This is a genomic window from Acinetobacter bouvetii DSM 14964 = CIP 107468 (assembly GCF_000368865.1).
In the GTDB taxonomy this organism is placed as follows: Bacteria; Pseudomonadota; Gammaproteobacteria; order Pseudomonadales; family Moraxellaceae; genus Acinetobacter; species Acinetobacter bouvetii.
This window is the reverse complement of record NZ_KB849727.1, coordinates 365446-379061: the sequence shown is the minus strand read 5'-3', so window position 1 is coordinate 379061 and position 13616 is coordinate 365446. Positions and strand designations below refer to the sequence as shown.

Sequence of the window (13616 nt, the reverse complement as noted above, 5' to 3'; positions counted from 1 at the left end):
AGGAACAGCTGTGATTATCCGAGACAAAACCAATAGCTTTAAATTGCTGTTTGCATGGCATGGCACAATTTTGCCAAAAGTTTTTCCTGCATTGCTGGTTGTGGTGCTGATATCTGCCGGTTTGGTTTATATGGCGGCTCGGCATTACGTAGCTGTTCCGGAGGTGCCCGCAATTGGCTTTACCATTTTTGGGGTCATTCTTTCCATCTTCTTAAGCTTCCGCAATACCGCCTGTTATGACCGCTGGTGGGAAGGGCGCAAGCTTTGGGGCGCACTGATTGCAAATACACGGCATATCATACGCGATACATATGTGCTGGAGGATGATGCGCGTGAAGTGATGATCTACCGTGTGATGCTGTTTACGCACTTGCTGCGTGACCGCCTGCGCAAATCACATGCGGCGTATGATCATTACCAAAAGCATATTCTGTTCAGTGAGCAGCAGTGGCAGACATTGCAGGCGCATTTGAACCCGCCGCAATACGTCATGGAAATTGTGCAAAAAGATCTAGCTGGCTTTTATAAGCAAGGATTGATCACCGATATTATCTACAGCGCATTAACCAGGCATACCATCGCATTGGGCGATATTCATGCGGGCTGTGACCGCATTTCATCGACACCGCTGCCATTTTCCTATTCTGTGTTGCTGCACCGCGCCGTATATTCCTTCTGCTTTATTCTGCCGTTCAGCTTGGAATCCAGCTTAGGCATTTGGACGCCGGTCATTGTGGCGCTGATTGCGTATCTTTTTTTAGGGCTGGATGCACTCAGCGCTGAGCTGGAAGAGCCCTTTGGTGAGCAGGAAAATGATCTGCCGCTGGATTCAATTGTGCGCAATATTGAGCGTGAAATGCTTACATCAATAGGGGCTGAACTGCCGCCAGTCATCCATGCGCATAAGAGTAATTTAAGCTGAAAAATGCTGTGCCTTCCAATTTTGAAGATAACAATTCTGTGATATGAAGCCTGCTTAAAGCTGTGTTATCACAGAAAGATCTCGAACAGTAAGACTTGGAAGGATGAAGTGATGAGCATAGTGATTGAAACCCAAATGCTGATACGGAAATCAGCCAATATCGTTTTTAATGCTTTTGTAGATCCGCTAATCACGACACAGTTTTGGTTTAGCCAATCCACTGGTTATTTGGAAAAAGGCAAGTCTGTACAATGGACATGGCAAAAATATAATGCAGTATCCAATGTGCATGTGCTGGATATCCAAGAAAATAAATTAATTCGCATTATATGGGGTGAGCCGAAAAGCAAAGTTGATTTTGTATTTGAAAAAATTTCGGCTCTGGAAACCTATGTGACGATTAAAAATTATGATATCCCCCTTGAAGGAGATGCATTAATGAACTTTGTGATCGACAGTACGGGCGGTTTTACGACTGTGCTGGATGTTGCAAAAATACATTTGGAACATGGTATTCACGCGAACTTTGTGCAGGATAAGTTTCCGCCATTCTAAAAAATACAGTGGAGTTTATCCAATAGCCGCATCAAGATCTCAGCTAGTGTTTTTTATGTTCCTGCTGCTTTAATTCTGTATAAACGGATATTTGCATTTTGGCTTTTTCGCGTAATTTCTTCTTAATATAAAAGACCAGGGCGAAACAAGTTGTGGTTACGGTCAGCATCATGCTGTTCATAAAACTCATTGCGGAACTGACATAGCCGATGGTTGTCAGTCGGTTCATCATGCGCACGACTTGAGGGCTGCTTTCTACACCTGTAATGGCCCAAGTGCATAGATGTTCACAGTTATTGATGATCAGATGATAATTATTTTCATGCATGCGCGAGCGCATGCGGCGTACAACTTTACGGCCAGTATATTTAGGCGCGCGGTAAGGCTGGATTTTAAATTTTTTACCATGGCAAAAAGCCTCCAAAGAAGTGATTTCGATGGGGTGCTTTTTGAAGAGATGAGCGAAACCTGAGTAATGAATTACTCTGCCTCGTCCTGCATAGATTCCATGATGGCTATAACCAAGATGCTTAATGATTAAATGCGCCCCTAGAGGAATCCGTGGTGTCTGCTGGTGCATGTAGACGTTTACCAATAAAGCTGCAAGTGTATTTTTATGATCTAGTCTACTTCTTTTCTGCGAATTAATCGACTATTTTGGAATTAATGGGGATGGGCATTCTGCAGTGAAATTATTAAATATATGGAATCTGCCTGTGAAGGCGAGTTTCTTGGCGTTGAGCCTTTTTGCTGCGCAGCAGGCACCCGCAAAACTGCGCAGCTGGGAATCTGAAGAACCTATTCAGAGCGCAGTCGTTGAAGTGCGGGACTTTAAAAACTTAGGGTTGTACCTTTACAGCCCTCAGAACACGCCTTATCTAACGTTCAGCAGGCTGGAAGCTGCATTGCGCAAAGGCTGTAGAAGTATGCAATTTGCCATGAATGCAGGCATGTATCATTCCGACTTTTCACCAGTGGGGCTGTATGTTGAAAATGGTCAGCAGCTGCGCGAGCTGAACAAGGCAAAACATGGATTTGGCAACTTTTTCATTCAGCCCAACGGGGTCTTGGCATGGAATGATCAAAAAGCGCTGATTCAGACCACTGAGGCTTTTCAGCGGAATCATTTTAAAGCCAAATATGCAACGCAATCTGGCCCAATGCTGGTGATTAACGGCAGGATCAATACCAACTTCCTGCAGGATGCCAGCTCTCATAAAATCCGCAATGGGGTTGGTATTAAGGATCAGAAGCTGTATTTTGTCATCAGCCGTGAGCCAGTCACATTTTATCAGTTTGCATCCTACTTCAAAGACAGCTTGAAAACAGACAATGCGCTGTATTTGGATGGCAGCATTTCCAGCATATATTCAACCGGCTTAAATTTGCATGATGCATCGCGGGATTTAGGACCGATGCTTGCATACAGTGAGCCGTCAGCGTGTAAATAGGCTGAATTGGGGCAAGCTTTAACTTAAGCAGACTTTAAGGCTGTTTAGATGCCATATTCAGAAATGCGCTTTGCATATTGCAGGCTTGAACAGCATCTTCTTTGCTTAATCCCTTGATGCTGTCTTCAAACTCTTTTTTATGCGCTTTAATTTGATCTTCTGGCATTCCCATCTGCTTAGAAAGGGATTCGATCTTTTTCCAGGATTCGCTGCATTCCTTCGGCACTTGGCTGCATGCGCTTAGACTGAGAATAACCATACTGCTGGTAATGACGCTAAATGATTTCATGATTGCCCTATAATTATTGAATGGTTTTTTATGTTGAAACGGCATCGAGTAAAAAATGCTGTTCAAGCTTTTTAGAGTTGTTTTTTAATACAGCAGAGAATATAGAACAAGATAACTGTTTAATAAAGATAAAAGCAAAGTTAGGTTGATAGTATTCATTCAATAAAAAAGGCATTTAGTATGCTAAATGCCTTTTTTTGAAACTCAGACCTGCTATTGAAGCGGCAAGTGCTGAAGTTCATTGAGCTCTTTGCGGCTGTAGCCTCGAGAAGCTAACACTTTTTTAATGCCAATAATGACATCTTCATCGGCGGCTTTCGCTAACGCTTGAAGAAGCTGTTCATTGGTTTTGCAAGAACAATCATTTTCAACACAAGCAATTTGATTTTTATGCTCGTTTTCCTGTTCATTCGAAAACAGTTTTTGCCAAAAACTCATAGAGCCTTCATCTGCAGCCTAACATAGGACGAAATATATCCAAACCAGTAAATAAAGCAAGCCGACAAGAGAGATAAAAGCATCAATCAAATGCTGTTTTTTCCGATTGATAGGCCTTTAATAAGCGAAATTTCTGAATCTTATTGTATGTAAATGCTTAAGTGACTCATTTTTAATAAAATAAAAAGGGTTTTAGATAAAACCCTTTTTTATGGCATTAGTATGACTGGAAATAAATTGTTTAAATCTTTTCCAGCAAAACGCCAGATTCCACATGATGGGTGTATGGGAACTGGTCAAACATTGCAAACTGCACAATTTTATGGCTTTGCAATAGCGTTTTCAAATTGTCATGCAAGGTATCCGGGTTGCATGAGATATAGATAATACGTTCAAAACGCTGCAGCAGTTTGAGGGTTTCATCATCAATACCGGCGCGCGGCGGATCGACAAAGACCGTGTCAAAATCGTAGCTGCTCATATCAATGCCAGCTTCTTCTAAGCGGCGGAATTCACGTTCGCCATTATAGGCTTGGGTAAATTCTTCTGCAGACAGGCGGGCAACTTGAATGTTATCAATGGCATTTTTTTCAATATTCCACTTCGCAGCATAAACCGAAGACTTTGCCAATTCAGTGGCTAAAACACGGTTAAAGCGCGTAGATAATGGCAGTGTAAAGTTGCCGTTGCCGCAGTAAAGCTCCAGCAGGTCTTTGTTGGAATGCTGCGCTGCATTGCAGGCCCATTCCAGCATTTTCTGGCACACTTTTGCATTGGGCTGGGTAAAGCTGCTTTCAATTTGCTTGTATTGATAGCTACGGCCGAAAACGCTGAGTTCTTCAACCACATAGTCATCGGTCAAAATGACACGCTGTCCGCGGCTGCGGCCGTAAATTTTAATATTCAGTTTATTGGATAATGCCTTGGCGGCAGTTTCCCACTCTGCATTGAGCGGGCAGCGGTAGACCAAAGACACCAGCATTTCGCCTTTTAGCGTTGCTAAAAAGTGCACTTCAAATAAGCGGTTCGAGAGAATTTTTTGGGCTTTTAATTCATCAAGCAATACCGGCATTAGTGCATTAATGCTTTGATCCGCAATTGGAAAATCTTTGATTTCGATGACTTTCTTTTGGTCGTCTGCATCACGTTCAAACATCGCATAGAACATATCATCTTCAGTATGCCAAATACGGAATTCTGCGCGCATGCGGAAGTTTTGCTCTGGTGAGTTGAAAGCTTCTAATGAGGGAGGATTAAATTCGGCAAATTGCGCTGAAATACGCTCAACTTTTGCATCAAGTTGTTGCTGATAAGATGAAGTCATATACAGAAAAAATCACAAACATGTTCAAAGCTGGGATGGTAGCAAAGATTGAACTTCAACGGTCAAATTATTCTTTCAAAATAGCCATTTTTTTATCATTTTCAGCTGGCATAAAAAGCAAACCCGTACGGATACGGGTTTGCTTCCTCTGAGGGTAGAGGACTGGTTAGCTCATAGTCATCAGGCTGGCATTGCCGCCAGCAGCAGCAGTATTGATGCTGACCGCGCGTTCGATGACAAAACGTTCCAGCGGAATATCATACTGGCCCGGTTCTAAGCGAGTAATGCCGATAATCGCGCCATCACGTGCAGCAATTTGTTTTTGCAGCTGAAGCAGCTGCGCTTCTGTGCCATGCAGCAGCACGGCATCAAACTTGCCTGTTTCAATCGTGGCCAGCACGGCGATGCGGGCGGCAACGGCTTTAGGCATTTGCTGCAAATATTTAAGAATGAAGGTGTTTTCTGCCAAGACCGCAGGCTGTGCACCGACTTTTAAGATTGCAAGCAGCTGATGGATATAATCCAGCTCTTGCTCTGCAAGCATCAGTACGCGGCTGCGCGGCAATACAGCATACTGGTTGCTTTCACCGGTTGGGCCTTGCAGTTCAAAACTTTGGCCTGCGCAGAAGTCTTCTGGCAGCTGTAATGAATGCTGCGGAAACATGTGTTCTGCCCATTGCTTGAATTGCTCATACAGCGCCTGATGATTCGGCAGAGCTTCAGCTTTGCCTACAGCAAAAGGCTGAGCCAGTTTTTTATGGCTGCAATGCTGCATTAAGCGGTAAGCATAGATCGGGCCGCCCGCTTTAGGGCCGGTGCCTGACAGGCCCTCGCCGCCAAATGGCTGCACGCCTACCACTGCGCCGACAATATTGCGGTTAATGTATAAGTTGCCGACTTCCGCTTTGCTGATGACCGTTTGAATGGTTTCATCAATACGGGTATGCAGGCCCATGGTCAGTCCATAACCTTTGGCATTGATTTGATCAATCAGCTGATTAAGCTCACCGTATTTATAGGTAATGACATGCAGGACTGGGCCAAAGACTTCACGTTCCAGATCATTTAAGTTTGGCAACTCAATCAGGGTTGGCACAACAAAAGTGCCTGAGGTTAAGGCAGATTGATCGCTATTGCGCATGAATTGATGAACCTGATGGCCTTTGGCGCGCATTTTATCAATGTGCGTATCAATAATGCCTTGGGCTTCAAGGTCAATGACTGGGCCAATATCCGTATTTAATAAATACGGTTTGCCGACATTCAGCTGCTGCATTGCGCCTTTGAGCATGGCAATCACGCTTTGCGCATTGTCTTCCTGCACGCAAAGAATGCGCAGGGCAGAGCAGCGCTGGCCTGCACTGTCATAGGCTGAATTCACTACATCTAAAATGACCTGTTCTGTTAATGCCGATGAGTCCACGATCATGGCGTTTTGCCCGCCAGTTTCCGCAATCAGCGGAATAGACTGTCCTGAACGGCTCAAGCGCTGCGCTGCGGTCTTTTGCAAAATTCTGGCAACTTCAGTCGATCCGGTAAACATGATGCCTTGCACACGCTCATCCGCACTCAGTTTGGCGCCGACAGTTTCGCCTCGGCCAGGCAATAGCTGCAATACAGATGGAGGGACGCCTGCATCCCAAAGCATTTGCACAGCTTGCGCTGCAATCAGCGGAGTTTGCTCAGCAGGTTTGGCAATGACCGTGTTGCCAGAGGCTAATGCCGCCGCAATTTGGCCTGAAAAAATGGCCAGCGGGAAGTTCCATGGGCTAATGCACAGCACCGTGCCTAACGGTTCGATTTGTACGGCATCATTCAAGTCAATGATTTGCGCCGCATAGTAGCGCAGGAAATCAACAGCTTCGCGGACTTCGGCAATGGCATTGGCATAAGTTTTACCGCTTTCACGGCAAAGCAGAACCATCAGCTGCTGCAGATTGTTTTCCATGCTGTCAGCGGCGCGCTGCAGGCAGGCTGCGCGGTCATTCTTCGCTAAACTTTTCCACGCCTGCTGCGCTTCTTCTGCATTGGCTAAAGCAGAATCCACTTGATCCAAAGTCGTTTCAGTCACATACCCCACAACATCTAAATGATCAGCTGGATTCAGCACAACAATAGATGTTGCGTCTGCAGCTGCCCGCAAATTGCCGCCCATAGGCGCGGCTTGCCATTGCTGCTGATGCAGCGCTTGCGCAGTAGCGTCTAGCGCCGAAAGGTCGCGATCATTGGCTAAGTCAAAACCGGCAGAATTTTTGCGCATATCGCCGTATAAATGGGCAGGATATGGAATCGCTGGATGCTTCAAGCCGGCTTTGCCTTCAGCTTGCGCGGCATCTTCGATAGTAATGCGCGGGTTTTCGATTAAGTCATCAATCTGTAAAGTTTTATCTGCAATACGGTTTACAAAAGAAGTATTTGCGCCGTTTTCCAGCAAGCGGCGCACTAAATAAGCCAATAAAGTTTCATGGTTGCCCACAGGTGCGTAGATACGGCAAGGCACGCCTAATTTTTGATCTTCCTTATCTCCGACAACTTGCTGATACAGCGGCTCACCCATGCCATGCAGGCATTGGAATTCGTATTGGCCGGCATAGTATTTTGCTGGATCTGCCAAATGATAGATTGTTGCCAGTGTTTGCGCGTTATGCGTTGCAAACTGCGGGTAAATCAATTCAGGCGCATCCAGCAGCTTTTTGGCGCAGGCAATATAAGACAGGTCTGTATGCACTTTGCGGGTAAAGACCGGGTAATCCGCCATGCCGTCAATCTGCGCTTTCTTAATTTCACTGTCCCAATACGCGCCTTTCACCAATCGGATCATTAAGCGCTTTTGGCTGCGTTTGGCTAGATCGACCACATAATCGACCACATAGAAACAGCGTTTTTGATACGCTTGAATCACAAAGCCGATGCCTTTCCAGTCCTCCAGCTGCGGTTCAAAGCACAGCCGTTCCAAAAGCTGCAGTGAAATTTCTAAACGTTCAGATTCTTCAGCATCAATATTCAAGCCAATATTGTAATGCTTTGCCAATACAGCAAGCTTCAGCACTTTGTCATACAGCTCGTCTTGCACGCGTTCAATCTGAGCGCGCTGATAGCGCGGGTGCAACGCAGAAAGCTTGATAGAAATGCCAGGGCCGTCATAAACATCTTTATTGGCAGAGGATTGGCCAATGGCATGAATGGCATTGGTATAATCATCATAATAGCGTTCTGCATCAGGGTCGGTTAAAGCCGCTTCGCCCAGCATGTCGTAAGAATAGCGGAAGCCTTTATCTTCTAAGGTTTCAGCATTTTTTAACGCTTCGCTGATGGTTTCCCCAGTCACAAACTGTTCGCCCATCATGCGCATTGCCGCGTCAACAGCTTTGCGGATAATGCCGCGGCCGCTGCGCGCCAATAGGCCGGTCAGCAAGCCAGACAGACTGTTGGATTTTGGCGTTTCCATTAATTTCCCAGTCAGCATTAAGCCCCAGGCCGCCGCGTTGACAAACATCAGGCTGCTTTGACCTAAATGGTCTTTCCAGTTGCCTTGGTTGATTTTGTCTTTAATTAATAAGTCACGGGTGGCGGTATCCGGAATGCGAAGCAGCGCTTCAGCCAAGCACATCAGTGCAATGCCTTCTTGAGAGGATAAAGAAAACTCTTGCAGCAGCCCTTGCACGATACCGGCTTTGCCTGAATCGCCTTTGCGCTCACGCAAGCTGTGCGCTAAGTCAAATGCCAGCTTGTAAATACGGTCTGAAATTTCCGGATCGATTTTGCTGTTTTCCAGCAAATTTTCGACAGTTTCACTTTCATCACGGCGCCATGCGCGGTTGATTTCCATTTCATATTCGGTTTTTACATCAAAAGGGGTGATATAACCGGGCTGCGTTTGGGCTTCGCTGAATTGAGATCTTGCTTCCATCATTTTTACGCCAACATCCTGTGACAGTGAAAATTTAAATTGAGTATTCGGGTTTATTTAATTTATGATCACAGAAAATATGGCGTACAACTCACTATATTTTGCTTAATTTTTAGGGAAAAATTCAAATGGCGAGCCCAATCATGACGTTGGACCGTACAGATATCAGAATATTGGATATTCTGCAAAAAGATGGACGGCTTTCGAATATTAAACTGGCGGAAATGGTGAATCTGTCACCCACAGCAGCCTTGGCGAGAGTGCAGAAACTCACGAAAGATGGGTTTATTTTAGGCTATGAAGCAAAGCTCAATCCAGACATGCTGAATAAAAGTTTTGTCGTTTTTGTCGAAATTCTTTTGGATAAAACCACGCCCAATGTTCTGGAAGAATTTACCGATGCCGTTATTCAATATCCTGAAATTGTGGAATGCCACATGATCAGCGGGGGATTTGATTTTGTGGTGAAAATCCGCTGCGCCAGCATGGAAGAATTCAGAAAAATATCAGGTCAGGTGCTGTGGCAGCTGCCGGGGGTGAAGGAAACCCGCAGTTACCCTGTCATGGAAGTGATTAAGGAGTCTTCCCAGATTGAGATCAAGCAGCCGCTGAAAAAATAACAGTTCTGTACAGGCAATATAAAAGGGGCTGAGCGCCCCTTTTATATTAAATGCTTAAATCAAATCTTATTGCTTAGATTTAAGCTCAAGCATTTCTTTTTCATACAGAGCATTGGCCTGGTCAAAACGGTCAGTGACCTCTTTCGATGGCGTTTTGCTGATTAAGCTGAAAATAACGATGCTGATCAGGGAGAAAATAAAGCCAGGGATGATTTCATAAATGCCTGTATCCGCCATCATGTTTTTCCACAAAATTACCGTCGCAGCGCCTACGATCATGCCTGCAATCGCACCATTCAATGTCATGCGCTTCCAGAACAAAGACAGGAGAATCAATGGGCCAAATGCAGCGCCAAACCCAGCCCATGCATAAGCCACCAGTCCAAGAACTTTGCTTTCAGGATTGAGGGCCAGAATGATGGCAAGCACCGCAATGGCAAGCACCATCAAACGGCCAATCCAAACTAATTCTTTTTGAGACGCATTTTTACGGATGAAAGCTTTGTATAAATCTTCGGTCAATGTGCTTGAACAGACCAAAAGCTGGCAGCTGAGCGTACTCATGACTGCCGCTAAAATGGCAGCCAATACTACGCCTGAAACCCATGGGTTGAACAGGATTTTAGTCAATTCCATGAACACTGTTTCAGGGTTCGCAGTCACTGCGGCGGCATGCTCCGGATGAATGTTGAAGTAGGCGATGCCTAAGTAGCCCACGGCAACTGCGCCGCCTAAGCAAAGAATCATCCACGTCATGCCAATGCGGCGCGCAGATGGAATGGATTTTACGGAATCCGCAGCCATAAAGCGCACAAGAATATGCGGCTGGCCAAAATAGCCCAAGCCCCATGCCATAGATGATAAAATTGCGACTACGCCCAAATCGGAAATCATATTATTTGCCAATGGGCGCACTGATTCAACCACAGCCGTAACTTGCTGCGCATGATCGCCAATTGCCATATAGGTCATGATGGGCGCCAGCAGCAGAGCAAAAATCATTAAGCCTGCTTGGAAAGTGTCTGTCCAGCTGATGGCAAGAAACCCGCCAATGCAGACATAGCTGATCGTGGCGATTGCGCCAATCCAAAGTGCAGAAGTGTAATTCCAGCCAAACAGGCTTTCAAACAGGCGCGCGCCTGCAACCATGCCGGAAGCGCAATAAATGGCAAAAAAGATAAGAATGACAAATGCTGAAATAATGCGCAGAATTTTTTTAGTATCACCAAAACGGCTGGTGAAATAATCTGGCAATGTTAACGCATTATGCTGTACTTCGGTATGAACACGCAGACGTCCAGCGACCAGCAGCCAGTTGAGCCAAGCACCGATAATTAAACCAATTGCAATCCATGCTTCTGATAAGCCGGATAAATAAATTGCGCCAGGCAAACCCATCAGCAGCCAGCCGCTCATGTCAGATGCGCCAGCAGAGAGTGCGGTAACGACGCTGCCTAAGCTGCGCCCGCCTAAAATATAGTCGTCAAAATTTGTCGTTGCCTTGTAGGCGTAAAGCCCGATGCCAAGCATTGCCACGATATAGAAAATAAACGTGATTAGCGTTGGATTGAGTTGGCTCATAACTATGCCATCCATTGTCTGTTCAAATGACCATCTTTCCAAAGATGAATTATTGTTCGATATGACCGAGGTGCAGATTCAACCATAATTTAAAAATTACGCTCTGTTACAGTTGAGTGCTATTTATTATAGTTTTGTGAAACTGTTTGTAAATTTGGTTACAAAGAAAAGAAATTCATTGATTTTCTAAATTTGGCTATATGTATGAATATTATCCAGCCGGTCGAGCTGTTTTGAAAATAAGATGATGTAAACTTCAATTTGATTTCATTTGAAATCACGCAAGACGCTAAAGGAAGGAGTATCAGCTAATTTACGAATTGTCACAGTATTTACGTAAAGGCTTTACTGTTAATAATTTATTTCATAATGAAATAAAAATGTTGTGGAGTCGGCTATAAGACAAGATACGATAATTTTGCACAACTATGGTGCATTTATAGAGAGTATGTAACGTGTCGATGGTTCAATTGGAAAAAACAAGAATAGAACGTGATTTGCTGGGCGCCAAAGAAGTCCCAGTAGAAAGCTATTACGGCATTCATACTTTGCGGGCATTGGAAAATTTCCAAATTTCTTCGAGTAAGGTCGGTGAGAACCTGCCTTTTATCCGCGCTTTAGCGCAGGTGAAAAAAGCATCGGCAAAAACCAATTTGCAGTTTGATAAAATCTCAGCAGAAATCAGTACGGCAATACAGCAGGCCTGTGACTGCTTAATTGCAGAACCTGAACAGTGGAGCCATGCTTTTCCGCTGGATGTGTATCAGGGCGGCGCAGGGACATCGATTAATATGAACTGCAATGAAGTCATTGCCAATATTGCATTGGAACAGCTGGGGTTGCATAAAGGCAGCTATTCACATATTCATCCGAATGATCATGTCAATAAGTCACAATCTACCAATGATGTTTATCCAACCGCTTTGCGTTTAGCGGTGTATTACAGCTTGGATCAATTGCTGGCTGTCTTGCGCACAATTATTGACAGCATTTACGCAAAAGCCGCTGAATTCGAGTTTGTGATAAAAATGGGCCGTACGCAGCTGCAGGATGCTGTGCCGATGACATTAGGGCAAGAATTCCGCGCTTTTGCGACTTTATTAAAAGAAGACTTAAAGCTGATTGATGCAACCCGCCAGCTGCTGCTAGAAATCAATTTAGGCGCGACAGCGATAGGCACAGGGGTGAATACGCCAGCAGGCTACGCTGAGCAGGCAGTTCAGTCATTAAAAGAGATTACAGGTTTGGCGCTGATTGGCGCGGAAGACTATGTTGAAGCCACCAGCGATTGCGGCGTGTTTATTATTTTATCCAGCACATTAAAGCGTCTTGCTGTCAAATTATCCAAAATCAGCAATGATTTGCGCCTGTTGAGTTCTGGTCCGCGTACAGGTTTGGCTGAAATCCGCTTGCCTGAGCTGCAGGCGGGTTCTTCAATTATGCCGGCCAAGGTCAACCCGGTGATTCCTGAGGTGGTCAATCAGATTGCATTTAAAGTAATCGGCAATGATTTGACGGTGACATTGGCTGCCGAAGCTGGCCAATTGCAGCTGAATGTGATGGAACCTGTGATTGCCGTATCCATTAATGAATCGATTAATTTGCTGTGTCAGGCTATTCAAACCTTAGATGTAAAATGCATTCAAGGCATTCAGGCGAATGAACAGGCTTGTTATGATGCCGTCATGCGCAGCGTCGGCATTGTCACACTGCTGGATCCAATTTTAGGGCATGCCAAGTGTGATGAAATTGGCAAGCAGTGTATCGCCGAAAATAAAACCATTCAGCAGGTGGTTTTAGAGCAGGGCTTGCTGACACAGCAGCAGCTGGATCATATTTTTGCTTTTGAAAACTTAGTGTCAGAAGTAAAGTTTGGGCAGTCTGCATTGGCTCAGGTCTCTTAATGAAAATCGATGACTGCAGCTGTGATGCGCTTTAAAAGTTCAAGTGTAGTCAGTTTTGAATAAAGTGCCCTATAAAAAGCAGCCGAATTGGCTGCTTTTTATATGAATGCAGAAAACAGTTGAATCTGAAGCCGCTGATTCGTTCTAGAATAGTGTTTTGCTGCTGAATCCATAGATAGTTATGTTCGACAAAATTTCCTCCATATTTAAAAGCAATAAGCCAACAGCTGAGCAGCTGTATAAGGAAGAGCATCAGATTTCATTTGAAGAAGGTGCGGGTTATATCATCAAGGGTATTCTGCTGAATCAAGAGCATGGTAAGCGCTTAGAGCATTTGTCTAATCGCCGTATTTCAAGTTTTGATGATTTGAAAGCTTTATATAGCGCAGCTATCATTATTAATGAGAAAATTGATTTGGAAATTGCTCATCAGCGTTTTACAGCGCATTTGGGCAATACTGAAGAAAATCTGCTGGAATTAAAGCGCTGTCTAAAAATATTAAATGACTATTACAGAGAGTTTCTGCGCGACCGTAAATAAGACTGCATCTGCCGTCTTGCCAGCAAAGAAAATGAAACTTTAAGCTGGCAGGCAAAAAGCAGGTGAGGAATAAAAACATCG

The 13616-nt window shown here is 44.7% G+C and carries 12 protein-coding genes; 6 read left to right on the top strand and 6 right to left on the bottom strand.

What is annotated here, in order from left to right; genetic code table 11:
* Positions 1 to 10: 10 nt before the first annotated feature.
* Both F941_RS08800 and F941_RS08795 read left to right on the top strand, forming a co-directional pair.
* Positions 11 to 922, top strand: coding sequence for a bestrophin family protein (locus F941_RS08800; RefSeq protein ID WP_005010278.1), 912 nt, complete (start codon positions 11 to 13; stop codon positions 920 to 922).
* Positions 923 to 1033: 111 nt separating this feature from the next.
* Positions 1034 to 1477: an SRPBCC domain-containing protein gene (locus F941_RS08795; protein ID WP_005010276.1), complete on the top strand. Its 444-nt coding sequence runs from the start codon at positions 1034 to 1036 to the stop codon at positions 1475 to 1477.
* 43 nt (positions 1478 to 1520) lie between these two features.
* Here F941_RS08795 and F941_RS08790 read toward each other — a convergent pair whose 3' ends face one another.
* Positions 1521 to 2057, bottom strand: coding sequence for a lecithin retinol acyltransferase family protein (locus tag F941_RS08790; protein WP_005010273.1), 537 nt, complete (start codon positions 2055 to 2057; stop codon positions 1521 to 1523).
* A gap of 151 nt (positions 2058 to 2208) precedes the next feature.
* On the opposite strand from F941_RS08790, the gene F941_RS08785 reads away from it, so the two are divergent.
* Entirely contained in the window at positions 2209 to 2928 is a 720-nt protein-coding gene (locus F941_RS08785) for a phosphodiester glycosidase family protein (RefSeq protein WP_228128322.1), read from the top strand.
* Positions 2929 to 2962: 34 nt separating this feature from the next.
* Here F941_RS08785 and F941_RS08780 read toward each other — a convergent pair whose 3' ends face one another.
* From F941_RS08780 to putA, 4 genes are all read right to left on the bottom strand, one after another.
* Positions 2963 to 3217: a hypothetical protein gene (locus tag F941_RS08780; protein ID WP_005010269.1), complete on the bottom strand. Its 255-nt coding sequence runs from the start codon at positions 3215 to 3217 to the stop codon at positions 2963 to 2965.
* A gap of 213 nt (positions 3218 to 3430) precedes the next feature.
* On the bottom strand, positions 3431 to 3655 hold the full coding sequence (locus F941_RS08775; protein WP_005010267.1) for a hypothetical protein: 225 nt from the start codon (positions 3653 to 3655) through the stop codon (positions 3431 to 3433).
* A 241-nt stretch (positions 3656 to 3896) separates the two neighbouring features.
* Positions 3897 to 4979 (bottom strand): tRNA (uridine(54)-C5)-methyltransferase TrmA, encoded by a 1083-nt coding sequence (gene trmA, locus F941_RS08770; RefSeq protein ID WP_005010265.1) that lies wholly within the window; start codon positions 4977 to 4979, stop codon positions 3897 to 3899.
* 166 nt (positions 4980 to 5145) lie between these two features.
* Positions 5146 to 8892, bottom strand: a complete 3747-nt coding sequence (gene putA / locus F941_RS08765; RefSeq protein WP_005010262.1) for a trifunctional transcriptional regulator/proline dehydrogenase/L-glutamate gamma-semialdehyde dehydrogenase — start codon at positions 8890 to 8892, stop codon at positions 5146 to 5148.
* A 125-nt stretch (positions 8893 to 9017) separates the two neighbouring features.
* Here putA and F941_RS08760 point away from each other — a divergent pair, with 125 nt between their 5' ends.
* Complete coding sequence (locus F941_RS08760) at positions 9018 to 9509, top strand: Lrp/AsnC ligand binding domain-containing protein (protein WP_018572631.1); 492 nt, start codon at positions 9018 to 9020, stop codon at positions 9507 to 9509.
* A 66-nt stretch (positions 9510 to 9575) separates the two neighbouring features.
* On the opposite strand, the gene putP is transcribed toward F941_RS08760, so the two are convergent.
* Positions 9576 to 11090, bottom strand: a complete 1515-nt coding sequence (gene putP / locus F941_RS08755; RefSeq protein WP_005010259.1) for a sodium/proline symporter PutP — start codon at positions 11088 to 11090, stop codon at positions 9576 to 9578.
* A 461-nt stretch (positions 11091 to 11551) separates the two neighbouring features.
* Between putP and aspA the strand changes: the two genes are divergently transcribed.
* Positions 11552 to 12994 (top strand): aspartate ammonia-lyase, encoded by a 1443-nt coding sequence (aspA, locus tag F941_RS08750; RefSeq protein WP_005010253.1) that lies wholly within the window; start codon positions 11552 to 11554, stop codon positions 12992 to 12994.
* A 181-nt stretch (positions 12995 to 13175) separates the two neighbouring features.
* Positions 13176 to 13535, top strand: a complete 360-nt coding sequence (locus tag F941_RS08745; RefSeq protein WP_005010250.1) for a hypothetical protein — start codon at positions 13176 to 13178, stop codon at positions 13533 to 13535.
* Positions 13536 to 13616: the final 81 nt, after the last annotated feature.

Bases quoted from the DNA above. Each gene is read 5' to 3' on its own strand.
- F941_RS08760 (WP_018572631.1), top strand. From the start codon at position 9,018: ATGGCGAGCCCAATCATGACGTTGGACCGTACAGATATCAGAATATTG.
- trmA (WP_005010265.1), bottom strand. From the start codon at position 4,979: ATGACTTCATCTTATCAGCAACAACTTGATGCAAAAGTTGAGCGTATT.
- F941_RS08780 (WP_005010269.1), bottom strand. From the start codon at position 3,217: ATGAAATCATTTAGCGTCATTACCAGCAGTATGGTTATTCTCAGTCTA.
- aspA (WP_005010253.1), top strand. From the start codon at position 11,552: ATGGTTCAATTGGAAAAAACAAGAATAGAACGTGATTTGCTGGGCGCC.
- putA (WP_005010262.1), bottom strand. From the start codon at position 8,892: ATGATGGAAGCAAGATCTCAATTCAGCGAAGCCCAAACGCAGCCCGGT.
- F941_RS08790 (WP_005010273.1), bottom strand. From the start codon at position 2,057: ATGCACCAGCAGACACCACGGATTCCTCTAGGGGCGCATTTAATCATT.
- F941_RS08775 (WP_005010267.1), bottom strand. From the start codon at position 3,655: ATGAGTTTTTGGCAAAAACTGTTTTCGAATGAACAGGAAAACGAGCAT.
- F941_RS08795 (WP_005010276.1), top strand. From the start codon at position 1,034: ATGAGCATAGTGATTGAAACCCAAATGCTGATACGGAAATCAGCCAAT.
- F941_RS08745 (WP_005010250.1), top strand. From the start codon at position 13,176: ATGTTCGACAAAATTTCCTCCATATTTAAAAGCAATAAGCCAACAGCT.
- putP (WP_005010259.1), bottom strand. From the start codon at position 11,090: ATGAGCCAACTCAATCCAACGCTAATCACGTTTATTTTCTATATCGTG.